At 56.5% G+C, this 21,969-nt stretch carries 20 protein-coding genes, 2 tRNA genes and 1 other RNA gene; 13 read left to right on the forward strand and 10 right to left on the reverse strand.

Annotation, left to right across the window (positions count from 1 at the left end):
• The first annotated feature begins 72 nt into the window (after nt 1-72).
• From IQ254_RS19475 to IQ254_RS19490, 4 genes are all read left to right on the forward strand, one after another.
• The gene (locus IQ254_RS19475; protein ID WP_193967827.1) at nt 73-1,107 is read left to right on the forward strand and encodes a M42 family metallopeptidase; all 1,035 of its coding nucleotides are present in this window, start codon (nt 73-75) and stop codon (nt 1,105-1,107) included.
• Nucleotides 1,108-1,168: 61 nt separating this feature from the next.
• Nucleotides 1,169-1,633: a CBS domain-containing protein gene (locus tag IQ254_RS19480; protein WP_193967828.1), complete on the forward strand. Its 465-nt coding sequence runs from the start codon at nt 1,169-1,171 to the stop codon at nt 1,631-1,633.
• Nucleotides 1,634-1,765: 132 nt separating this feature from the next.
• The gene (gene nblB / locus IQ254_RS19485) at nt 1,766-2,431 is read left to right on the forward strand and encodes a phycobilisome degradation protein NblB (RefSeq protein ID WP_193967829.1); all 666 of its coding nucleotides are present in this window, start codon (nt 1,766-1,768) and stop codon (nt 2,429-2,431) included.
• Nucleotides 2,432-3,020: 589 nt separating this feature from the next.
• Nucleotides 3,021-3,362: an ATP-binding protein gene (locus IQ254_RS19490; RefSeq protein WP_313887501.1), complete on the forward strand. Its 342-nt coding sequence runs from the start codon at nt 3,021-3,023 to the stop codon at nt 3,360-3,362.
• On the opposite strand, the gene IQ254_RS19495 is transcribed toward IQ254_RS19490, so the two are convergent.
• A complete protein-coding gene (locus tag IQ254_RS19495; protein WP_193967831.1) occupies nt 3,359-3,685 on the reverse strand; it encodes a DUF6439 family protein in 327 nt (108 codons plus the stop codon). The two genes, IQ254_RS19490 and IQ254_RS19495, sit on opposite strands and share 4 nt — an antisense overlap.
• 102 nt (nt 3,686-3,787) lie before the next feature.
• Here IQ254_RS19495 and IQ254_RS19500 point away from each other — a divergent pair, with 102 nt between their 5' ends.
• From IQ254_RS19500 to IQ254_RS19510, 3 genes are all read left to right on the forward strand, one after another.
• Nucleotides 3,788-4,168 carry a DUF2203 domain-containing protein gene (locus IQ254_RS19500; RefSeq protein WP_193967832.1) on the forward strand — a complete coding sequence of 127 codons (381 nt, stop codon included), beginning with the start codon at nt 3,788-3,790 and terminating at the stop codon, nt 4,166-4,168.
• 74 nt (nt 4,169-4,242) lie between these two features.
• A tRNA-Tyr gene (locus tag IQ254_RS19505) sits at nt 4,243-4,327 on the forward strand.
• Between the two features lie 8 nt (nt 4,328-4,335).
• A tRNA-Thr gene (locus IQ254_RS19510) sits at nt 4,336-4,407 on the forward strand.
• A gap of 56 nt (nt 4,408-4,463) precedes the next feature.
• Here IQ254_RS19510 and IQ254_RS19515 read toward each other — a convergent pair.
• The 4 genes from IQ254_RS19515 to IQ254_RS19530 form a co-directional block, all read right to left on the reverse strand.
• Complete coding sequence (locus tag IQ254_RS19515; RefSeq protein ID WP_193967833.1) at nt 4,464-5,402, reverse strand: 1-acyl-sn-glycerol-3-phosphate acyltransferase; 939 nt, start codon at nt 5,400-5,402, stop codon at nt 4,464-4,466.
• Between the two features lie 103 nt (nt 5,403-5,505).
• Nucleotides 5,506-6,093: a YchJ family protein gene (locus IQ254_RS19520; protein ID WP_228040889.1), complete on the reverse strand. Its 588-nt coding sequence runs from the start codon at nt 6,091-6,093 to the stop codon at nt 5,506-5,508.
• Nucleotides 6,011-7,060 (reverse strand): DUF4268 domain-containing protein, encoded by a 1,050-nt coding sequence (locus IQ254_RS33200; RefSeq protein WP_193967834.1) that lies wholly within the window; start codon nt 7,058-7,060, stop codon nt 6,011-6,013. The genes IQ254_RS19520 and IQ254_RS33200 overlap by 83 nt, the downstream gene beginning before the upstream one ends.
• Nucleotides 7,061-7,131: 71 nt before the next feature.
• Entirely contained in the window at nt 7,132-8,178 is a 1,047-nt protein-coding gene (locus IQ254_RS19530; RefSeq protein WP_193967835.1) for a GDSL-type esterase/lipase family protein, read from the reverse strand.
• Nucleotides 8,179-8,478: 300 nt separating this feature from the next.
• Here IQ254_RS19530 and rplU point away from each other — a divergent pair, with 300 nt between their 5' ends.
• Nucleotides 8,479-8,889 (forward strand): 50S ribosomal protein L21, encoded by a 411-nt coding sequence (gene rplU / locus IQ254_RS19535; protein ID WP_193967836.1) that lies wholly within the window; start codon nt 8,479-8,481, stop codon nt 8,887-8,889.
• 53 nt (nt 8,890-8,942) lie between these two features.
• Nucleotides 8,943-9,215, forward strand: a complete 273-nt coding sequence (gene rpmA, locus IQ254_RS19540; RefSeq protein WP_193967837.1) for a 50S ribosomal protein L27 — start codon at nt 8,943-8,945, stop codon at nt 9,213-9,215.
• An 87-nt stretch (nt 9,216-9,302) separates the two neighbouring features.
• Here the strand turns inward: rpmA and IQ254_RS19545 are convergent, their stop codons facing one another.
• A complete protein-coding gene (locus IQ254_RS19545; protein WP_193967838.1) occupies nt 9,303-9,737 on the reverse strand; it encodes a hypothetical protein in 435 nt (144 codons plus the stop codon).
• Nucleotides 9,738-10,043: 306 nt separating this feature from the next.
• Here IQ254_RS19545 and ssrA point away from each other — a divergent pair.
• Nucleotides 10,044-10,431: a transfer-messenger RNA gene (gene ssrA / locus IQ254_RS19550) on the forward strand.
• A 593-nt stretch (nt 10,432-11,024) separates the two neighbouring features.
• Here the strand turns inward: ssrA and IQ254_RS19555 are convergent.
• Both IQ254_RS19555 and IQ254_RS19560 read right to left on the reverse strand, forming a co-directional pair.
• Entirely contained in the window at nt 11,025-12,329 is a 1,305-nt protein-coding gene (locus tag IQ254_RS19555; RefSeq protein ID WP_193967839.1) for a YegS/Rv2252/BmrU family lipid kinase, read from the reverse strand.
• A gap of 56 nt (nt 12,330-12,385) precedes the next feature.
• Nucleotides 12,386-14,800 carry a CHAT domain-containing protein gene (locus IQ254_RS19560; protein WP_193967840.1) on the reverse strand — a complete coding sequence of 805 codons (2,415 nt, stop codon included), beginning with the start codon at nt 14,798-14,800 and terminating at the stop codon, nt 12,386-12,388.
• A gap of 158 nt (nt 14,801-14,958) precedes the next feature.
• Here IQ254_RS19560 and IQ254_RS19565 point away from each other — a divergent pair, with 158 nt between their 5' ends.
• On the forward strand, nt 14,959-17,160 hold the full coding sequence (locus tag IQ254_RS19565; RefSeq protein ID WP_313887502.1) for a prolyl oligopeptidase family serine peptidase: 2,202 nt from the start codon (nt 14,959-14,961) through the stop codon (nt 17,158-17,160).
• 50 nt (nt 17,161-17,210) lie between these two features.
• Here the strand turns inward: IQ254_RS19565 and eno are convergent, their stop codons facing one another.
• A complete protein-coding gene (eno, locus tag IQ254_RS19570) occupies nt 17,211-18,506 on the reverse strand; it encodes a phosphopyruvate hydratase (RefSeq protein ID WP_193967841.1) in 1,296 nt (431 codons plus the stop codon).
• Nucleotides 18,507-18,923: 417 nt separating this feature from the next.
• Between eno and glgX the strand changes: the two genes are divergently transcribed.
• The gene (glgX, locus tag IQ254_RS19575; protein ID WP_193967842.1) at nt 18,924-21,050 is read left to right on the forward strand and encodes a glycogen debranching protein GlgX; all 2,127 of its coding nucleotides are present in this window, start codon (nt 18,924-18,926) and stop codon (nt 21,048-21,050) included.
• A gap of 56 nt (nt 21,051-21,106) precedes the next feature.
• Here glgX and IQ254_RS19580 read toward each other — a convergent pair whose 3' ends face one another.
• Complete coding sequence (locus tag IQ254_RS19580; RefSeq protein ID WP_193967843.1) at nt 21,107-21,514, reverse strand: Fur family transcriptional regulator; 408 nt, start codon at nt 21,512-21,514, stop codon at nt 21,107-21,109.
• Nucleotides 21,515-21,593: 79 nt separating this feature from the next.
• Between IQ254_RS19580 and purS the strand changes: the two genes are divergently transcribed.
• Nucleotides 21,594-21,875 carry a phosphoribosylformylglycinamidine synthase subunit PurS gene (gene purS / locus IQ254_RS19585; protein WP_228040891.1) on the forward strand — a complete coding sequence of 94 codons (282 nt, stop codon included), beginning with the start codon at nt 21,594-21,596 and terminating at the stop codon, nt 21,873-21,875.
• The last annotated feature ends 94 nt before the right edge of the window (nt 21,876-21,969 follow it).

Below are 21,969 nucleotides of genomic sequence, written 5' to 3' on the forward strand. Positions count from 1 at the left end.
GTGAAGAGGTGAAGGGTGCGAAAATGGAGCAACAAAACCCATCCATCCACCCATCCACCCACCCACTCCCCCATGCCCTACGACGATCTCTTCAACCGCATCTCCGAAATGGTCATGTGCCACTCTCCCAGCGGTGCAGAGGCAGAAATCAACCAATATTTAATGGATGAGTTGGCTCATCTGAGTGTGGATCACTGGCTGGATGAGGCCGACAACGTGATTGCCAAAATTCCAGGGAAAGATGACAGCCGCGCGATCGCCATTACCGCCCACAAAGATGAAATCGGCACCCTGGTCAAAAGCATCTACGCCGACGGGCGAGTGTCAGTACGCCGGCTGGGCGGGTCTTACCCCTGGGTCTACGGCGAAGGCGTCGTAGATCTACTCGGGGATCAGCACACCATTAGCGGCATTTTGAGCTTTGGCTCACGCCATGTCTCCCACGAGTCGCCCCAAAAGGCCCAGCAGGAGACCAAGCCCGTCACCTGGGAGACCGCCTGGGTCGAAACCAAGCGATCGCCCGAAGAACTGGCCGCCGCTGGCATTCGCGCGGGAACCCGCGTTGTGGTGGGTAAGCATCGCAAGCAGCCCTTTGCCATGGGCGACTACATCGCCAGCTACACCCTCGACAACAAAGCCTCCCTGGCGGTCTTACTAATGCTGGCCGAGCGCCTCAAAGCGCCGCCTGTAACCGTATATCTAGTGGCTTCAGCTAAAGAAGAGGTTGGCGCGCTCGGCGCGCTCTATTTCTCTCAACGACAGCGCCTAGAGGCCCTGATTGCGCTAGAAATCTGCCCCCTCTCGGCGGAATACCCGATTCAGCCCGGAGCGATCCCCGTGCTCCTCAGCCAGGATGCCTATGGTCTCTACGATGAAGGGCTCAACGCCGACCTGCGGCGGGCCGCAACCCAGCACGACCTGCCGATTCAGATGGCGGTGATCAGTGGTTTTGGCAGCGACGCCTCGATCGCCATGAAGTTTGGCCATGTCTCGCGGGCGGCCTGTCTCAGCTTCCCCACCCACAATACCCACGGCTACGAGATTGCCCATTTGGGGGCGATCGCCCACTGCGCCGATATTTTGGAACACTACTGTAACGACCTGTGACAGCTCCCCGGCTAGCTGTGAACCTTTTCTAGAATGAAAATAAGCGTTTTCAGGCAAATCTATGGCCAAGACTGTTGCAGATGTAATGACCCCAAACCCCATCTCGGTACCCCCCGACACCGAGCTCAAAGAAGCTATTCAGCTGATGGCCGACAACCACGTTGGAGGCCTGCCTGTAATTGAGGAGAACAGCAATCTAGTCGGTATTTTGTCAGAATCTGACCTCATGTGGCAGACCACAGGGGTCGATGTACCGGCCTACATCATGTTGCTCGACAGCGTCATCTACCTCAAAAATCCTGCTCAGTACAACCAAGAACTTCACAAAGCCCTCGGGCAACTGGTTAAAGATGTGATGACCGATCATGTCATCACCATCGCCCCCGATAAATCTCTCCGCGAAGCTGCCCACCTCATGCACGATAAAAAGGTGCGCCGTTTGCCTGTGGTCAATGCCGAGAAGCAGGTCGTCGGCATTCTCACCCGGGGTGATATCGTCCGCGAGATGGCCAATAGCTACACCTAAAGAAATAAAGCGATGAGGATGAGGTGAATAGAGGCTGTTCATCTCCCAGTCTCCTCCACCCCTACTCCCCCTATCCCCCGATCCCAAAATGGCCGATAGTAGAGAGAGTAGAATTGTGTTCACCTCTACAAAATGGCTATTACCCCTGATTCGGTTCGAGAACTGCTCCACTCCGACGACTACGGGGATCGGCTACGGGCCGTCAACCAACTGCGTGGTCTGGAACCTGCTGATGCCTTTGATCTAGTGCAGCTAGCCGCCAACGATGGCAACGCTCGGGTACGCTATGCCGCCATTAGCCAGATCGCCAGCCTGGGCCACCAAGATTTAGCCACCGTAGCGCCCTTGTTGCTGCGATCGCTCACCGAAGATCCTGAGCCCGATGTGCAGGCGGCGGCAGCTGACACCATCGGGGGGCTCAAGCTTAAAAGTGCTTATCCTGAGCTGGCCAATCTTTACCACAGCACCGAAGAATGGCTGGTGAAATTTAGCATTGTGGCGGCTCTAGGCGAGCTGGGTGAGCCCCAAGCTTTTGATCTATTGCAAGAGGCCCTCACGTCAGATAATGAACTGATTGCCACCGCCGCCATTGGCGCCCTGGGTGAATTGGGAGACAGCCGCGCCTTACCGCTGTTATTGAACCATGCCGACCATGCCGACTGGCAAGTTAGGCATCGTCTTGTTCAAGCCTTGGCCCAGTTTTCTGAACCTGAAGCCAAAGCTGCCTTACAAAAACTTACCGCAGACTCTTCGGAGATTGTCGCTGGTGCAGCTCGTCAGCATTTAGAGGGACAATAGCCTGTCTGGGTTTAATTCGAGAACTCATGAAAGTGTCTTAACATAACTTTATTATCTGTCTCATAACTGTTTCAAATGCCGCATACGTAGGGCCTCAATGGCAAGATTACCCCTATCACATCAGATGTTTAGTAAGTACAAACAAAATTACTCCCTAGGCAAACGTTGATAAAAAGGCTGTTTTGCCTAGGCTGTGCTTCTAAGGCCTATGCCCTGGCAAAATTTGCTATAGTAGATCAGTGGTCGTGCTGTTAACTCTCAGCGAGCAGCCCTTAAAAAGATTCTGATTTGAATAAAGCTTTCAATTAGGGTTTTCTTAAGACAGGTTTTCTAGGGTTATACACAATAGCTTGTTGAAAGCAAGCTTTTAAAAATAGTTATAGTTTATAGGTCGTTCGAGATTGGTCTTCATAGATTAATCTTTGTCTCTCGGGGCAAATTTTCTTAAAACACTCAACTCAAGACATTGGAGATGGCCTGAGTGATTGCAACTTCTCCATCTGCACAGCAACAAAAGTGGGACACTCTGAGCTTTGTCTCGACTCTGTACCTGCACCCTGTGTTAGATCTCCTGCTTAAGGATGTGCCAGTGCCTTGGCGCGCAGAGGTTCGTTTGGGATTGCAAGAAGCCTTGGTGAATGCCGCCAAGCACGGTAATGATCTCGACCCGTGTAAGTGCATCTCGGTGAAATACGCGGCTTCTGGCCCTCAGCTATGCTGGGTAATTGTCGATCAGGGCAGTGGCTTTAATTACCCGTGCGGTTGTGGCGACGCCGATGAAAGCGAGTGTGCGGGTCATTCGAGTGAGTGTGGGCGCGGGCTCTATATTCTCTACCAGGTGTTTGACCAGGTGACCTGGTGCAATGGCGGTCGAGAGTTGCACTTGACTAAGACGGTACGCCCGCCGCGACGGTTGCCTTTAATTCATTAGTGAGCTGAGTCAGCGGTTGGGGTCGATGGCTTGCGATCGCCATGACTCGGGCAGGGGGGAGCTTGCAGGCTGTGGTTCAACCAGCCTGCTGCCTGTTCAACCCGCGCCAGGGCTTCTTCAGAATTGTTTCTCAGCAAAAAGACGAGGGCTGCTGCCAGCTGTTCTTTAGCCCGCACTCGGCGATCGCGGTTGAGCCGGTGCCAGTCGGCAGGCTTAATGGCTAGCCGCTCAGCGAGTAGTTGAGCAAGTTCTAGGTCGGTGAGCTCAGCAGCGGGCTGAGTAGTGGGCTGGGTCGCCCTAGAGGCGTCGAAGGAAAAGGCCATAGTGGTTGAAGCCGATAGGGAATGAACGGGGTTAACTAGAAGATATACTCTGCCCGGCTGAATGAGTAGGGGCAGTTCGTCATTGTCTTTACAGTTTGCACCATGAACCCAGGCCATTGGCAAAAACGTTACCAGAGTCAGCGAGGGGCCGTTGGCAGCGATCCCCAACAGCCGCCGCTCTCGTTAGCCGAGTTGCTGCGGCAGCTAGAAGAACTCGCTCAGCGATTGGCTCGATTGCAGGCTGGTATCGCTAATCTCATACAGCTTCAGCAGCTAGAGGCATCAGCGCCTGCTGCCGACGCCCAGGCGGCTGCCCAAGAGGTTTTGCGTCTCCAGGAGGCTGCCGATAGCTTTGAGCTAGAGCTGGCCCAGCGCGTAGTGTCTTGGGAGCACCTGCAAGAGACCTTTTGGCAGGCGGTACGGTTTGGCGGGCTGGGGTTGCTGGTGGGGTGGTTTTTGGCCTGGTTAGTCTATGGGTTATAACTGACTCTCCTTTTTTAGCGGGTGCTTAAAACTAATTCCTCTTACATGTTAGGATTGAAAATCGTGGATAGAGCGGGTCGGTGCCCGAGTGGTTAATGGGGGCGGACTGTAAATCCGCTGGCTACGCCTACGCTGGTTCGAATCCAGCCCGGCCCACCACGACAATTGCCCTTATAGCTCAGCGGTAGAGCACTCCCTTGGTAAGGGAGAGGTCACGAGTTCAAGTCTCGTTAAGGGCTTACTGACAGACGCTACGGCAGGTTGCTGCCTCACGGTGGGGAGTAACCAAGCTGACCTACCAGAATAGATGGTTGAGCCAATTACTAAAGAACTTGGGCCCATCGGGTTCTTGGTAATTGGGCGGGAGCAAATCTTGGAAGGCCTGCTCTAAATCGGCTAGGGCTCTGTCGATAGCCACCCGTTTGGGCCGAGATTGGTGAGGGACATGCACTGGAGGGCCAAATCGCAGGGTGAGCCGTTTGCGAAAGTAGAGCGTTTTGGTGCCGATAATCGCCACCGGGTGGATAGGAACCCCAGACCGCATGGCATAGAGCACGGTGCCCCGCTTGAGGGGAAGGTGCATGCGCCCTTCGTTTTCGCCTAGGCGACCCTCGGGAAAGAGCATCAGGCCGTCGCCGCGCTTGAGTAGCGCCTGTACGGCCTGATCGATCTGTCGCATCTGCTGGATAGAGCTGCCATTGGGGACGTGGTCTCGAATTTGTGTAGCTAGCGGTTTGAGATCATCCCGGCCATTGTCGGCGGCGACCATCACGGCGATTTCTTCTTTCCACCAGCGCTCTAGGGGAATGACTCCGCCGGCCCAGTCAATCAGCCAGCGCTTCCAGCGTTTGTTATAGAGGGTACGGGCATCGCCCAGGATGTAGTAGTAGGGGTGCGGCGGACAAAAGGCGAGCATTAAAAATGGATCTAAATGGCTGAGATGGTTGGCCGTCAATACGTTGGGCCCGGTCGGAATATGCTCAGGCTGCTCTATGCGTACCCGAAAGAGGCTTTTAATCAGGCGGCGTAGCGCCCAGCGCCGAAATCGACCGCTAACACGCTGGTCGGCGGTGCCTTGGGCGATCGCACTCAATTCTGCCAGGTCGTGGGCAATGCACTGGCGCACAACAGGTTGTTGGGCGATGGCCACCCCCTGTCGCACGCGCTCAATCACAGGCGGCGTCAGGACGACCTCTGGATCCGCAGCAGGCTGGAAGGCTGTTTCGTCTGTCATAGTGTCTCTGCTGTGTCAGATGCCGCCATAGCACTAACGGTTTGCCCTGAGTATGAAAGGCAGAGCCTCAAGCCGGTTTAATTTGTGGGCAATTCTTAAACTTTCAATGGCCGTGGCAGGCTTTATATTTTTTGCCGCTGCCACACCAACAGGGGGCGTTACGTCCAGGAATGATCGGCGGTAGCGGATCGCCATCGACGTAAAACCAGCGATCTCGTTGCCGCACAAACCGCGATCGCTCGTGTACTTGCCCAGGCTTGGGGTCGCTGTAATAGGCAATAAATTCTACGGTGCCTCGGCTGTCGGTGGTTTGTCCGGCCTCGGTGGCGAGTATCCGCAGCCCTAGCCAGGTGGTGGTTGCCATACTCTGGGTAATGGCTGCCCGCTGGCCACCAAAGCGCTGGGTGGGGTGGTGGGTAGCCACCAGGTAGTCAATGTTGCCCTGGTGGTAGGCGGTATAGCGCGATCGCATCAGTGCTGCTGCCGTTGGGGCATAGACCCGCCCGCTCAGGTAGGGTTGGCAGCACTGGGTGAGGGGTTGACCGCTGCCGCAGGGGCAAGCCTGCTCAGAGCTGATCGCCATGCCGATGCCTCCCGATGCAATCGCGCTATCCTCGGTGCTGGGCCGGTAATACCAGCGCCCCATGGGCCGTAGCCCGGTGTCGCGGGGGTGACTGGTAGGCCGTTGCATCGAGCTGCTTAACGCGGTCAAAAAAGGCTTCATAAAAGCGCTCTAGGCAGTCGCAGAACCAGGCTTGATAGTCGGGCCACCGAGCGCGGTTGGCTAAGTCAACATCGCCTAGGGTGCAGGCTACCATGCAGGCCTGATCGCCCGCTCCGTCCCAGATCAGGGGCAGACCGACTTCATCGGCAATGGCCTCCCGCTCTTGAGACAGGAGGTGAAAGTGGGGCTGAGCATCGATGTCTGACAGCAATAGCTCGGTGTAAAGGCTCTGGTGATCGCGATCGAGAATGGCATTCAGGCGAAATCCGGCTCGGGCCATGGCAAAGCCCATGGTCGACTCGGTAGCGGGCGAGCCAGGTTTTACCGAGCTACCCTGACGATCCAGGCGATCGCACAGACCCCGCCAAAAATCCAAATTTTCTTGCTGTAGCTCCGTCAGGGGTTCTGGCTCTGCGACAGGTGTTTCTGCATCAGCCAAGTCCTCCTCGGGTTCGGGGTCATCGACAGTGAACCCGTCGTCAATCGGGGTGAAGTTAGCGGCCATGGCGGTTTTACCAATGCGCCACAGATCGATAGTCAAGCCTAGGAAGGTGACTTCACTGATCAGATTCAACCAGTCAAGGGTGAGCACCGCCTCTGCGGAAAACGAAGGTGCTATCCAGATCACCGTAGCAACCGTCTCGGTCGCCGCCCAAGTCAGGAGCTGGCCCAACTCCGCTGCCTCAGGCATTGTCAAATGGGCAACTACCAAGATCGGTAGGGTGGTCTTGGCCTCGATCAGCAGCGTGTAGTCTGTGGCGTTGGGGGCTTCTGCCTCAGCGTCAGTCAGGGTTAGCCCCGTTGCTTCACCCAATAGTTCTAGCGTTTCAGCTTCTGTTAACCACTGTTGAAAATCAACCTGAGCTTGCCAGTAGTCGGTGGGGTTGAGTTTTTCGAGGCGTCCCAGCTTGGGTTTAGTAGATCGCTTAGGCACAGGTAATTCGCTTGGGCAAAGGGCAATAGTTGATCCTATTATGGCGTGCCCTGGCTCTACAACTACGATACTTAATGACTTACCAGGGCCGCTCGCCACAGGGTGTAGCCCTGGGGGCTGAGGTGTAGGCCGTCGGTTGTCAGCTCAGGGCGCAACTGGCCCTGGCTATCGCTAAAGGATGGGTACAGATCAACAAAAGTAGCCCCCTGCCGGGCCACTAGGGTAGCCAGTTGATGATTGACTCGCTGAATGCGATCGCTGGGCAACGCCTCTAGCCGCGTTGGCAACAGCGAATACACAACCAACCGGGCCTGGGGGTGTTGCTGTTTCAGGCGAACCAGCATCCGGTAAAGGTTATCGACGATCTGCGTATCGCTGACACCGGCCTTGAGATCGTTAATGCCCGCCATGATGTGAATAGCCCTGGGTTGGGCGGCAGCAAAGTAATCTAACCGTTGTAGGATATGGGCCGTCGTTTCTCCCGAAATACTTTGATTGAGCCAGAGTTGGTTCGTGGGTAACCCGTCTACAGGCAACCATAGCCCTAGCGAGTCGCCCAAAATTATCGTTAGAGATTGGGCTCCCTGGTTTTGGGCTACGATCCTGGCCTCTGCTGCTAACAGAGCCTGCCACTGGGCAGAGGTCGGCGTATCGAGGCCGCGCTGCCACTGGTCAAGGTACTGGAGGGGAGACATGCGTGTGTAGAGATTTCCCTCTGCCACCGTGGCGCGTCGAAATTCGTAGAGCTGTGACCCCGTCATGGGTCTCAGGCTAACGCGACTCTGGGACGGCAAAACGGGCTGACTGGGCGCTGGCTGAACAGGTGCGGGGCGCTGCCTGGGTACTACAATGGCCTCCGGTCGGGGCCATAGGGTTGCGGCCCCCATAGAGTTGGTAGCACGAGGTGGCTGCACAACAGAACGATGGCTACGGCCAGGCATTAAGTCGGCCAGGCCCTGCATAAACCCTGGGCAAGCAGTCTCGTTTACCTGAGGGCAGTGGGCAGGATCTGTGCGGGGGGCCAACACCTCCTCCGGGGCTAAATTATGGTTAGCCATCTCGGCTGGTGGTGCGGTGTCATCCATCATCAGCTGAGCGGCCAAAAGCCAAATATCCATTGCTAGCGCTGCATAGGAAACATCTAGTTCTGTTTCCGTGCTTAGCAATGGCCCATCAGGATAAAAAATCGAGCTAATGGAGCGGTCATGTTCCCCTAACAATGCCTTGACCGGCCCAGCGAAGTTCGCTGTTGGGCAATACAGGCGCTAAAGTACATGCTCCACACCCTTGACATAGGAGAAACCAACTCGCAATAATAAAAGACTGTGTTTATGCGCTCGGATCAGGTCTTTAAAGGCTAGGCATTTTGGGCATGGCTTGAAGAGCTAGCACCTGTACGGCGGCTTTAGAGGTAAAAAATGACTTACGCAATTGTCGAAGCAAGTGGTAAGCAGCTGCGGGTAGAACCGGGCCGTTTTTACGATCTTGATCGTCTGGCTTTGGATGTAGACGACCCAGTCACCCTGGAACGGGTTTTGTTCGTCGATAACGACGGTGAAGCGATGGTCGGCCAGCCCGTGGTGGATGGGGCAACGGTGCTTGGTAGCGTGGTTAGCCATCTGCGGGGCCGCAAGATTATTGTTTACAAGATGCAGCCCAAAAAGAAAACTCGTAAAAAGCGGGGGCACCGCCAGGAGTTAACCCGAGTCATGATCAATGCTATTCAGGTGAATGGCGCTGCGATCGCAGGTGACGCGGCTGCATCTGCTCCTGCAACAGCCTCTGCGGAACCAACTGAGGCAGAAGCTGTTGCAGCAGCCGACAGCTAAATCAACCCAACTCACGCTAGATTAAACCGTAGGTAGGTAAGGATTACATCGCTATGGCTCATAAAAAAGGAACCGGTAGTACTCGCAACGGGCGTGACTCAAACGCTAAGCGCCTAGGCGTCAAACGCTACGGCGGCGAATCCGTCCGCGCGGGCAACATTTTGATTCGTCAGCGGGGCACCAAAATTCATCCCGGCAATAACGTTGGTCGCGGCGGTGACGATACCCTGTTTGCTCTGGTAGATGGTCTAGTTACCTTTGAGCGTCGCGGTAAAGCTGGTAAGAAAGTTAGCGTGTACCCTGCTGCTGTCGAAACCTCCGCTTAATCGCCATTGGGTTTTGCTCTAGTTTTGTTCTAGCCAACAAAAAAGCACCTCACAATGAGGTGCTTTTTTGTTGCGGTCAACCGGTGGCTAGTCGAGATAACCCATGAGGATAGCTGCTGGCGGATCGACCTCATCGTTGGGGGCAATGGGGCGATCGCCGGGCAGAGTATGGATATCGGCGATGTGCAGCGTGCTAACTGCGATCGGGCGATGCCCGGGCAGGGTGTCGAGGGTCGAGATCTCAAAGGTGTTGCCGGCAATGGGGCGATCGCCAGCCCGATCGAGGGTGCCGACCACCTCAAAAGTACTAAGAGCAATAGGACGGTGATTGGGTAAGCTATCGGTTTCAACTAACCGAGTATTGTCGTCTAACACAATCACGTCATTCCCCTTAGGGCTGGCTTTGACGATTCCCCCCGACGAAGCAGCACGTTTGGTGCGAGTGCCACGGGATCGAGTGGAGGTAGCTTCTTTCTCGGGGGTATCGGTACCACCGTTGCTAGAGGCGTTAGTTGTGGTCATAGGGGAAAGTCCTTATTGCTGCAAATAGCCCCCCAGAGGGCAAAACGCTGAGGTGACTATCAAAAATCGTTCATAGGCTAGAGACTGCCTTGGCGCATGCTGCCGCTGGGCAAACCCCGCCACAAACAGAAGTATTAATTAATTATTATACTTTGATGGCTACCCCATCGAGTTTATAAAAGGTTATTAGCGGCATAAAGGATTTCTACCGACAATCGGAAGACTTGTCGGATCGTCCCTAGGACTCAGGTTATCGCCCTCACAACTCAAGCAATGCTCTATAATAGATGGAGTAAACGGCATCGCGGGGCTGTAACGGTTTCGACGTTTTGACGAAAGTCACGCTGTGATACAGGCCGAGAGGGAGTCTACTCTCGCAAATCAAGGCTCAAACCAAACGTAACTGCGAACAACATCGTTCCTTTTGCTCGTAAAGCTGCACCTGTTGCTGCTTAAATAAACCTAGTTTAACGAGCGTTCATAGTTTGACTCCGTTAAGAGCTATGGACAAACCCCAACGGATGCATTAGTAGATTTCCTCTGGTGGATCTATTAATTAAGACTTAGCCAGAGCATCCCGCCGTCCGGGATAAGTGGCGGTTCCGGCCCTGAGGGTTAGAGGGGCTAAGCCTGTGAACGAGTGGTGTGTTAATAATCAAAGCGGACACGGGTTCGACTCCCGTCAGCTCCATTTTTCTCTGCATCGATATCCAGCTTTGGCCTTCTACCCCATGGCATGATTTTTTGTGCTCCTAGATGGCTCCTAGCTTTGGGAGTGAGTCAGAATAATCACTGTGTCGTCGAGCCTGGCAATAGCCAGTGCGCGGCCTTGTCGTCTCAGCATTCTTGCCAGCGACTCATCATGTTGCCTCGAATGCCTACCCCAGGAAGGCCTGAGACTATCGGGTTAAAACTATCAATTCTGGGTTTGATTATTAATTATCTTTCCAAGTGAGACGCCCGATGTTAGGTCTCTTTTTCATCTGTCTATACTGAATATAGTGGCCCCAGTAGAGGGCTGTGTTGCCCCCAGAATAAGCTATTGAGCGAAAGCTGAGTCGGCTTCGTTGCTATTTATCAACCCTGTTTAGAACAATGCGGTTTCCCATCTGGTCTTACCTTTACCAACCTGTTTTCTGTCGCAATTATAAAACGGTCCTTAACCCCTGGCAGTTTTGGTACATGCACCAAGTGCGCTACCTGGAGCGCTGCTGGCTGCGAGAATACCGTCCTGAACGGCATCATAGTTCTTGACGATGGCTCCCCATCGCCACATCTGGATATTGGCTAGATGGTCTTCAGCGGCGCAAATACCGTCAACGCCTGGGGTAAACATTCAAACTCCATGGGGTTAACCTCTAAAATTTCGCCATCAATGACCAACTTTTGCGGTGGATCGGTGGTGAGCTTGAGTCGGTTAGTGCGCAGGCAGATGATGTCGTCGCGCTGGGTGGGGTTGCCCCAGGCGGCGGCGGCCACCAGCGAGGCGAGGGCATTGATTCCCTGAAGACGGGTTTTGCTAGTGGCCACAGTTACCTCTAGCAACCCATCATCGGGGATGACTTCACCCAGGCCTTGGGCCAGTACCGATGTCGGAGGCGCTACGTTGGCTACGGTAATCGCCGTCGTCGTCACCGTGGAGACTTTGCCATCAATTTCAAGCGTGGCGTTAAAGGGGGTGGCAGACGCTAGCTGCCGCACCCCAGACAGCACGTAGGCGAGGTTACCCAGCTCGTTTTTGAGTTGGCGGCTGGCGCCGTCGACCATACCGGCCTCAAACCCAACGCCGGCCAGCAGGATCATGGGAATATCGTTGCAGCGAGCCGCGTCAATAACGTGGGTGTTGCCAGCCAGAATGGTTTCGCAGGCGGCGCGCAGATTAGTAGGGATGCCCAGCCCTACTGAGAAAGCATTAGCGGTGCCTCGCGGAATGATGCCTAAGGGCACGCCACTACCCATGGATGCCCCGGCCACGGCTGATACGGTGCCATCGCCACCTGAGGCAATGATCAGGCTACGGCCCAGATCGTGCTCGGTTTTAGAGTGAATATGCTCAATCACCTCCCGCGCCTGATCGGCAGGGTCTAGATCGGGTTGGGTCATGATCACATTGACCATGATCTGGGGTTCTAATACCTCTTTAATCAAGGCTAGGTCGGTATTGGGGTTACCCTGACCGGCTACCGGATTAAAAATCAGGTAGGCCATCTGGGTCTCGGCAATGCCACGCAGCAGTAATGAGGCCGAGGCGTCGTTGAGAGCAATGGGCGTGCCCTGGATCTGGCAGGCACGCAGCACTAGCGTAAAGCTGGGAAACCCCGTTGCGATCGCTTCTGGAGCGGCGAAGAAAAGCACCCCGGCCACATCACCGGCCAGAATGTGAGCGGCCAATTCAATGTCTCCACCCTCGCTAGAGGTTCCCAGGGTAACCAGGTCGATCTTGGCCAGATCCCAGCCGCGCTCAATGCACTGGGCCATCTCTGCCGGGGCCATAATTTCAAAGTGGGTGAGTACCCGCTGGTGTTTTGAGAGCCAAGCAAGCAGGTGCTCGGTTTGGGTGGGATGAGCGAGAATGGCTAGGGTTCGGGGCATGAATGTACATGATTAGTCTTCCAATGCTACCACCCGGCTCTTGGAGCCGATCGAGCCTAGTTATTTCCCTCTGGCAAAGCGACGCTGCCGTCGATGGCGAGTTGCTCTAGGGTCACTTGCCACTCAGCGATCAGGGCGGGTGACCAAAGCCAGTGACGACCGAGTGCGTTGGGGTTGATCATCATGGAGTTGAGGTCGAGCACCTGGCGGTAGTAGCCCTGGGCCTGCTGTTGAAACGGGGCCTGTTCTGCGGGGCGGAGGGTGATATTGACCTCGTTTTGGTAAGCCATGGCTAGGCCAGCGTAGGCATTGGCGAGCATGGGGTTATCAACCCGAGGGCCCGTGGTTGGATCGAGGTCACGCTGCTGTTTTTGGTCAATGGCGATCGCGCGTTCCCAGGCCTGGATGGCCTGCCCATAGTTGCCCTGGGCGTAGTGGGCAAACCCCAGCGCTATCCAGGCATCTAAAAAGTCTGGGCGGTTTTCGGTGGCATCTAGCCAAGCCCGCATGGCATCAGCAGCAGAGGTATCGGCTTCACTGCCCGTCACCATTTGCTGCCAGGCCAGACGACCACGCACGTAGGCCATATCTGGGTCGAGGAGTTGAGACTGATCGAGGCTGGCAACGACTGCCGCCGCGGTCGTGAGATCATGACGATCGAGCATTTGTTCGACCAAGCTTCTGGCGGTGGCGGTGCGATCGAGGGCCAAGGCGCTCAGTGCACTAGGCAGTAACGCAGAGCTAGGAGCAGACGGGCTGCTAGCAGCCTCGCTAACGGTGGCCGGAACGACTGCATCAGGCGGGACTGGACGATTTGCAATTGACCGGGTGGCGAGGGTAAGACCTAACACAGCACCTAGGCCCGCGACCCCCAGGCCACACCACACCATAAATTGAGCGGGTATCGGCCAGCGGCGCTGAGATTGGAGATTTGAAGGTGTAACAGTCGCGGCTGTCTGGTGATCTGGAGGCGGCTGAGGAAGGGATGGAAGACCCAGAGGGGCCGCCTCAACCGGCAGTAGGGTTTCATCAGGGTCGGCTGTTAGGGGGCCTTCATGTCCAGGGGGAGATGGCTGAGAAAGTTGTTTGACCAGGTTCGCTACGACTGGGTCGGCTTCGGGTTGGTTGCCCTCTTGTAGCCAGCCGTAGAGAGGCGAAGTGGTGCTTTCGTGGGAGAGATCGGTGGCCTGGCGAGTCAGCATTGCTGCGGCCAGGTCGGCAATATCGGGGTCGGTGCTGTAGTCGGGCAGCATCAGGGTGGCTTCACTCAGGTCGTCTACCTCCAGGCCATTGAGATCGCCCAGACTGTCGTGAGGTGCGTGCTCTCCGCTGTATAGGTAGCCGTCAAAGTCAGGCCGCAGATACAGCAGTGGCATCATCCAAAAGGGCTGGTCTGACCCGTAGGCCGACATTAGCCCCTGGCGGACACGACTGAGGCATAAATCGATGGGGTGGCCCTGGTGCAGATTGCGGTACAACAACTGGGTAAAGGTGAGGGCAACATCGTCGGGAATGCGATCGGACATGGCAATTACCCCGGGTACGCCCCGGTTGACCAGGGCTTGAACCAGATTTTGGTCGCGCCAGCCGGCCTGGTCATCGTCTTGGGGGGTGTAGGCTCCGCGGCAGGAGTTAAATACCGCCAGGCGAATGCCATTGTTGACCAAGAGCCCAGCTAGGTCTTCACCATTGAGCCGATCGGTCAGGCCAGTCTGACGGTTAACTAAAAACAGATCGCCGCCAGTGTCGCCAGCATCGCTATGGCCGGCGTAGTGCAGCGCTTGAAAGGCCCCCTGCTCTAGAGCCTGCACGAGTTCAGGTCGACCTGGCTGCTCTAGAATAGTGAGGTCGAGGGTCAGGGGGCTAGAGCTGGTGATCTGAAGGCTGTTCTTTAGTTTCTGTACCTCCTGGCGCAGGGCGAGTCGTTCTTGGTCATTGGGGGCTGAAATCACCACCAGTACCCGTAACGGCACGCTGGCTGGGTTGAGGGGCGGTAGGGTGACAATGTCACTAATGGTTGGATTCTGATAGTAGCGGCACAGCGTCACGTCTAGGCCGGTGGATAGGGGCCGATCATCGCTATAGAGCAGTTCCCAGGGCAGGCGCTGAAGACGGCTGTCTTTAAAGCCCAGGCGCAAACGCAGGGGTTGCCGACGGTTTTGGGCTACGCTCTGGGCCGCTACCCAACTATCGCGAATGCGTCCCTGGAAGATGCCTTCGTAGAGCGCCTGACCGAGGTGAACCCAGGGGATGTCAGGGTGCGCGCTATCAGCCAGAGAAGCTGTGTCGGGGGTGTGCAGCAGGGCCTGTAACGGATCTTGAAATAGCGCCTGAGACTGGGCCAACCAGCTGTCTAGGGGCCAGGTGACCCGGGTCTCGGCTAGGGGTACCCCGGTTGCTACGGCTTCAGTGCGTAGCCAGTAGGTATGGGCCTCTACGGGGGTGATCGAGATCTGAAATTCCTGGGTCACGGTCGGGGGGATGGACAGTAGAGATGGGCTTCTTTCACGGTAGCTTGCAGGACACATCTGGGCGATAGGGGTGGCGGGTTGTTAACAAACTCTAGTTAGATTGCCCGATTGGGGAAAGCTGGGCGTTAAGATGGCATGTCTTTATTTACAGGGGCTCGGTGGCAAATTCCTGGCGTCATTTGAATTTTCTGCGCCAATGGCGCTGGATCTGGCCTGTTGAGGGACGACCGAGCAGGGCTGATCGGGGAAGACTGCTGCGATCGCTCTGTTTGAGTGTAGCCAGTGCTGCCGCTGTCCTGGCGGCGGCCCCTGCCAGCGGCGAAATTGTCCCAGTGGGGTTTGATGGGCTAGAGCTGCCCCCGCTGGCGGACTCAGATCAGGCTCGCCTGGAGGCCCTACTCGAAGTGCAACAGCCCGAGGTGCTCAGCACCCTCAGCCCCGACGGGGCCACGCTAGTGGTCGCGATCAGCGATCGCAACCTGCCAGAAGACCGCAGCCTGCATTTTCTCAATATTCGCACCGGGGAGCTGAGCGACGCCCTGGCCCTGCAATACGACCTGGTGACCCCCGACTTGCCCCTGCGCTGGGTGGATAACGATACGCTGCGCTATGTGCAGCAAGACGCCTACGGCCCCTGGGAAATTATCACCGTCAACCGGGTGACTGAGATTGCGTCGCGCACCCAGGTTTACCCGACCCAGCCCGAAGATGGCGAAGTGCTGGGCATGGCCCCAGATTTCTCGAAGTTTGCCCTGCGGGTCTATGGCGAAGACGAGGATATCGTTTACATCGTGTTTTTGCCCTCGCTGCGGCGGCTTGAGGTGGCCCGGCTGCCGGGTGATTTAGAGATTCAGCCGCCAGCCTGGTCAGACAGCGGCGCCCAGGTGGCGCTGGTGACCGCCTCCGGGGAGGAGCGACGACTCTACGATCGCACTCCCTATAGCCCCAGCCTAGGGAGTGCAGTCATTCAAGATGCCCTGGGGCGGCGAGATCGGGCTGACAACCCCTTTTATCAGCACAGCGCTGTGCGAGTGTTTGACTTTACCCAGCCCGAGCCGCTACGGCTAGAGTTAACGGCCCCCGAGCAGAGCGGCGACACCTTTGGCGGTGCTAGCCTCAGCCCCGATGGGCAACAGCTATTGATTAAGCGTCTGCGGCCCAGCTTGGTAGCGGGGCGATCCCATGCTTCCTATGGGTTTCCTGAGTCGGCCTACTATCAGTTGGTGGATTTAGAGGGCACAGTTCTGAAGACAATCACCGCCGATCCCCTGCGGGGGCCCATGGAGTCGGCGGGGCAGTTCTTAGGGCGCGATCGCCTGCTGTTTTGGGCCACCGCAGGCATTAACCGCCATCTGCATGTCTATAACCTAGGCGATGACAGCCTGACGCCGCTGCCCCTGCCAACCGGATCGGTGGATGCCGCCTCACTGGTCGCCAGTCGAGATGGTAACACCGTGGTGTATGGCTTTTCGTCGGTGACCCAGCCGCCCGAACTGTTTGCGATCGCGCTAGATGGAGAAACGCCGCCGCGATCGCTGACCAATTTTAATGCCACCGTTGCCGAAAATAACCGGGTACGCATGGATCCGGTCAGCTTTACGACTAGTCACGGAAATCGTCAGGGATTTCTCGTTCAGCCCGCAGGCAGCGCTTTTCCCCCTGAGCAGGTGCCGATTGTGCTCTGGCAACAGGGGGGGCCGGGGTTTTCGATGGCCAATGAGTTTGCCACCGAGGTAGAAATGCCCCTGAATCTATTGCCTAACTTTGGTCTGGCGGTTTTAGTCGTGCCGCTGTCGGGGCGCGAGGGGTTTGGCCCAGATTTCTACCGCGCCCTGGCCAACCCAGATAACTTTGGCCAAGTCGATATCCAAGAAGGGGCCGAAATTATTGGCCAGATGATCCAGCAGGGATGGACGACAACCGCCCAGATCGGAGTAACGGGCTGCTCCTACGGCGGCTACTACACAGCCCAGCTAGTGACTCAATTTCCACGGCTGGTAGCAGCGGCAAATCCCCAATGTTCCCTACTCGATACGTTGACCGAGTGGCAGTTGGGCTATTCATCGCTGCTGTCGTACCTCATGGGGCAGACACCGATGGAAGCGCCTGCGGCGTACCAGCGGTCATCGCCCCTGTACAACGCTCAAAATATCCGCACCCCAATGCTGCTATTCCACGGTGCAGAAGACTTTTTGCAAATTGACGTGGCCCGCAACTTTCACGATGTCATTGACATGAATGGAGTCCCTGTCACCCTGTACGAGTTTGAGGGGGTGGGCCATAGCCTCTACGGCTCTGGCTATCAACCCCTGGCGGCCCAGCTGCAAATCGAGTTTTTTCGGCAGTATTTGCAACCCTAGGGTAGGGGCACTGCATGCAGTGCCCCTACCCTAGATGCGAGAGCGAGGCGCTACGCCAGGGCCTTGCGCTTGAAGGTGTCGAGGCCGGCGTACTGGGCCTTAGCTCCGAGTTCTTCTTCGATGCGCAGTAGCTGGTTGTATTTCGACAGCCGTTCGCCCCGACAGGGGGCACCGGATTTGATTTGGCCGGTTTGAGCCCCAACGACTAGATCGGCAATAAAGTCGTCGGGGGTTTCGCCCGAGCGGTGGCTGACCATGCAGGTGTAGCCCGCATCGTGGGACATTTTGATCGCCTCCAGGGTCTCGGTGATGGAGCCAATCTGGTTGACCTTGACCAGGGTAGAGTTGCCAACGCCATCTTGGATCGCCTGGGCAATGATGGCGGGATTGGTGACAAAGGCGTCGTCGCCGACCAGCTGAATGCGATCGCCCAGCTTTTGAGTCATGGCCTGCCAGCCCGCCCAGTCTTGCTCGCCCAGCCCGTCTTCGATGGAGACAATGGGGAACTGGTTGACCCAGCTTTCCCACAGGTCGATCATGTCGGCTGAGGAATTGCGGCTCTGGTCGGATTTGTTGAACAGATAGGTGCCGTCGTCTTGGTAGAGCTCGCTAACTGCCGGGTCGAGGGCGATCGCAATGTCGCCGCCAGGTCGCAGACCCGCCTTCTCAATGCCCTTGAGAATCACCTCGATGGCTTCCACATTGCTTTTGAGGTTGGGGGCAAAGCCGCCCTCGTCGCCAATGGCGGTGCTATAGCCCGCAGCCTTGAGCACCGACTTGAGGGCATGGTAAACCTCGGCTCCATAGCGCAGCGCCTCTGAGAAGGTCGGTGCGCCCACCGGAGCCACCATAAATTCTTGAAAATCAACGCTGTTATCGGCATGGGCACCGCCGTTGATGATGTTGAAGCAGGGCACTGGCAGCAGCACCGAGTCGGGGCCACCCAGATGCACATAGAGGGGAATATCAGCGGCGACGGCAGCGGCCCGCGCCACCGCCATCGATACTCCCAGAATCGCATTCGCGCCCAGGGTGCCCTTGTTGTCAGTACCGTCGAGATCCAGCATCTTCTTGTCAACGGCAGCCAAATCCATTGCATCCATGCCTAGAATGGCCGGAGCAATCGTATCGTTGACGTTAGCTACGGCCTTCAGCACCCCTTTACCGCCGTAAACTGACTTGTCGCCATCCCGCAGTTCTAGGGCTTCGCGAATACCCGTGGAAGCCCCTGAGGGTACCCCGGCCCGACCTTTGGCCCCAGTCTCCAGCACCACATCGACCTCAACGGTGGGGTTGCCCCGCGAGTCGAGAATCTGTCTGCTGTGAACCGATGTAATTGCAACCATGACTGTTACTCCGTTGGTAATTCCATAAACCATTGCAAACCCTGCCCCACAGAGCGCATGGGCTGAAGCGTTCATTTATTCTGTAGTATCCTACCGGGTGCAACCTCTTTTCTGCCGTCATTTCAACCACCGTTTGGTCGCTGTGGCAGGTTCAGGGGTTCACAGGGTATACCGATGAGGTTGGTCAATTGCGCTCCAGCACTCGTGAGTTATCGCCTTCACTATCGTCAGCTACCCTCGCGGAACCCTGTGTAAATTACCTATGAAGGGGTTTTGCTATAGTTAATGCGTTTTGACAAATTGAGATAGCTTCTCAGCCTCTGTATATCTGGTTGGAGGCAGGGTTATGGCCGATGGTCCTGAAGCTGCGCATCCAGTCTATAGCGATCAGTCCACCTAATACTAAAGTGTCAACCTATGCATGTTGCGGTTTGGCCTGGGAACGTTTACCCGCTGGGAGCAAGATGGGATCACAAAGGCACGAATTTTGCCTTATTTTCCGAACATGCCACGGCTGTGGATCTCTGCTTATTCGACAAAAATGGTGAAGAAACTCGCGTTCCATTGACCGAGGTGAGCAACTTTGTCTGGCATGGCTATCTGCCGGGCATTGGCCCAGGGCAGGAGTATGGCTACCGAGTCCATGGCCCCTACAGCCCCCAGGAGGGCCATCGCTTTAACCCCCACAAGCTATTAATCGACCCCTATGCCAAGGCGATCGCAGGGGAGGTGGGCAATGGCCCGACAATCTTTGGCTACGACTGGGAAAGTCCTGATGAAGACCTCTCGTTTTCGGAGTTAGACAGCGCTGCCCTGATGCCCAGGGCCGTGGTGGTGGATGAATCCTTTGACTGGGAAGGCGACACCCTGCTGCACACCCCCTGGCACGAAACCATCATTTACGAAGTGCATGTCAAAGGGTTTACCCGCCTGCACCCCGATATTCCTAAACAGCTGCGCGGTACCTATGCCGCCATGGCCCACCCCTTTGCCATTGAGCATTTGCAGCGGCTGGGCATCACCGCGGTGGAGCTCATGCCCATCCACCACTTTCTCTCGCGCCCTGGCCATCTGGTCGATAAGGGGCTGCGCAACTACTGGGGCTACGACTCCATCAATTTCTTTGCGCCCTTCTCCGGCTACAGTTCCAACGGCATGTTGGGCGGGCAGGTGTGCGAGTTTAAGGAGATGGTCAAAGCTCTGCACCGGGCCGGTATTGAGGTGATTCTCGATGTGGTCTACAACCACACCGGGGAGGGTAACCACTTTGGCCCTACCCTATCGCTGCGTGGCGTCGACAACGCCAGCTACTACCGCCTGGTCGAAGACGATCCCCGCTACTACATGGACTTCACCGGCTGCGGCAACTCCCTGCACATGCGTAGCCCCCAGGTGCTGAAGCTGATCATGGACAGTCTGCGCTACTGGGTAATGGACATGCATGTCGATGGCTTTCGGTTTGACCTGGCCTCGGCCTTGGCGCGGGAGCTCTACGAAGTAGACCGGCTCTCAGCCTTTTTCGACCTGATTCACCAGGACCCGGTACTGGCCGGGGTAAAGCTAATTGCCGAACCCTGGGATGTGGGCACGGGCGGTTACCAGGTGGGCAACTTTCCGGTCAACTGGTCAGAGTGGAATGGCCAGTATCGTGACACCGTGCGCGACTTTTGGCGTGGACAGGATGAGACCCTGGGCGAGTTTGCCTATCGTCTGACCGGCAGCCCCGACCTGTATTTTCAAACCAACGGTCGCCAGCCCAACGCCAGCATCAACTTTGTCACCGCCCACGATGGCTTTACCCTCAACGACCTGGTCAGCTACAACGAAAAGCACAACGAAGCCAACGGCGAAGACAACCGCGACGGCGACAGCAACAACTCGTCCTGGAACTGCGGCGAGGAAGGGCCGACCAGCGATCTCAATGTGCTCCAGCTGCGGGAAAAGCAGCGGCGTAATTTCTTAACCACGCTGATGCTGTCCCAGGGGGTGCCCATGCTGCTAGGGGGCGACGAAATTGGCCGTACCCAGAAGGGCAACAACAACGGCTACTGCCACGACAACGAAATCTCCTGGTTTGATTGGGATTTGCCCGAGGGCAACGAAGACCTGATCAACTTTTGCCGAGAGCTGATTTACTTCCGCAAGCAGCACCCGGTGTTTCGGCGGCGCAAGTGGTTTCAGGGCCAGGCTATCCACGGTATTGGGGTGACCGATATCAGCTGGCACAACCCTGACGGCACTGAAATGACCCAAGAGCAGTGGGATATTGGGTTCATTAAGTCGGTGGGCGTGTTTTTGAACGGCGACAAAATCCCTAGCCCCGGCAGCCAGGGCGAGCGGATTAGCGACAATGATTTTTTACTGTTTTTCAACGCCCACTATGAAGCGATTGAGTTTCAGCTATCGAAGCTATTTGGCCAGTATCCATGGCGAGTCGAAATCGACACCCAAGTGCCTCGTTTTGTCACCGCAGATCGCCTCTTTACGGGGGAAGACATGATTCCGGTGGGGGCGCGATCGATACTGGTCTTAAAACGCCTATAGATAGATCTCTATGATGTTGCGGGGGTTAAAAGCACCTTTTGCCGTCAGCCTAGGCGCTAGGAAACCGATGATTCAGCCGTCGTCAAGCTGCCCTGACAACGGGGGCAGAGGCCAAAAAACTCTAGGGTATGGTAAAAAATTTTGAACTCGTGGGCCTTATGGAGCTGTCGTTCGAGGTCGTGCACCGGGCACTGGTCAATGGCGATGGTGTTGCCGCACTGCAGGCAGGTGAGGTGGTGACGATCTTCCTGGGGCAGGCTGTAGAGGGCTTCGCCCGAAGGCAAGGTTCGCATCTGCACGGCCCCCTCCAGCTTGAGCGCATCCAGGGCCCGGTAGACGGTGGCCAGCCCCATGGTGTTACCGGCCTGCCGCATTTCGACATAGAGGTCTTGGGCCGAAATTGGCTTGGTTATCCCTTTGAGAACGGTTAGAACTTTCTCTTGGCTGCGGGTGCGTCGTACCATGCTGCCTCACGCGTACTGTCTCAAGTTTATCAACTGGGCGATACGGTAGGATGAGGGGTGTTGAATCTCGTGATTTCCTTTGCTTCTGGAGTCTGCCGTGCCCCACTACAGCGCTCGTATCTATGTCACCCTGCGCCCCTCGGTACTGGACCCGGCGGGCACGGCGGTGCAGTCGGGGCTAGCCCACATGGGCTACAGCAATGTCGGGCCGATTCGCATTGGTAAGTATATTGAGCTCACCCTAGAGGCCGCTTCTGAAGAGGCCGCCAGCCAGCAGCTCGATCGCATGTGCGATCAGTTGTTGGCCAACCCGGTAATCGAGAATTATCGGTTTGAGCTGCAAACCCTGGCGACGACGTGAGTCGTGGGTCGCGGCCTGGGTGAGCCGGTAGGCCGCAAGCATGGAACGGCGCTTGACCCACGCTACGGCTACCTTCCCCATCTCCCCTATCCCC

The sequence above is a fragment of the Nodosilinea sp. LEGE 07088 genome (assembly GCF_015207395.1).
Classification (GTDB): domain Bacteria; phylum Cyanobacteriota; class Cyanobacteriia; order Phormidesmidales; family Phormidesmidaceae; genus Nodosilinea.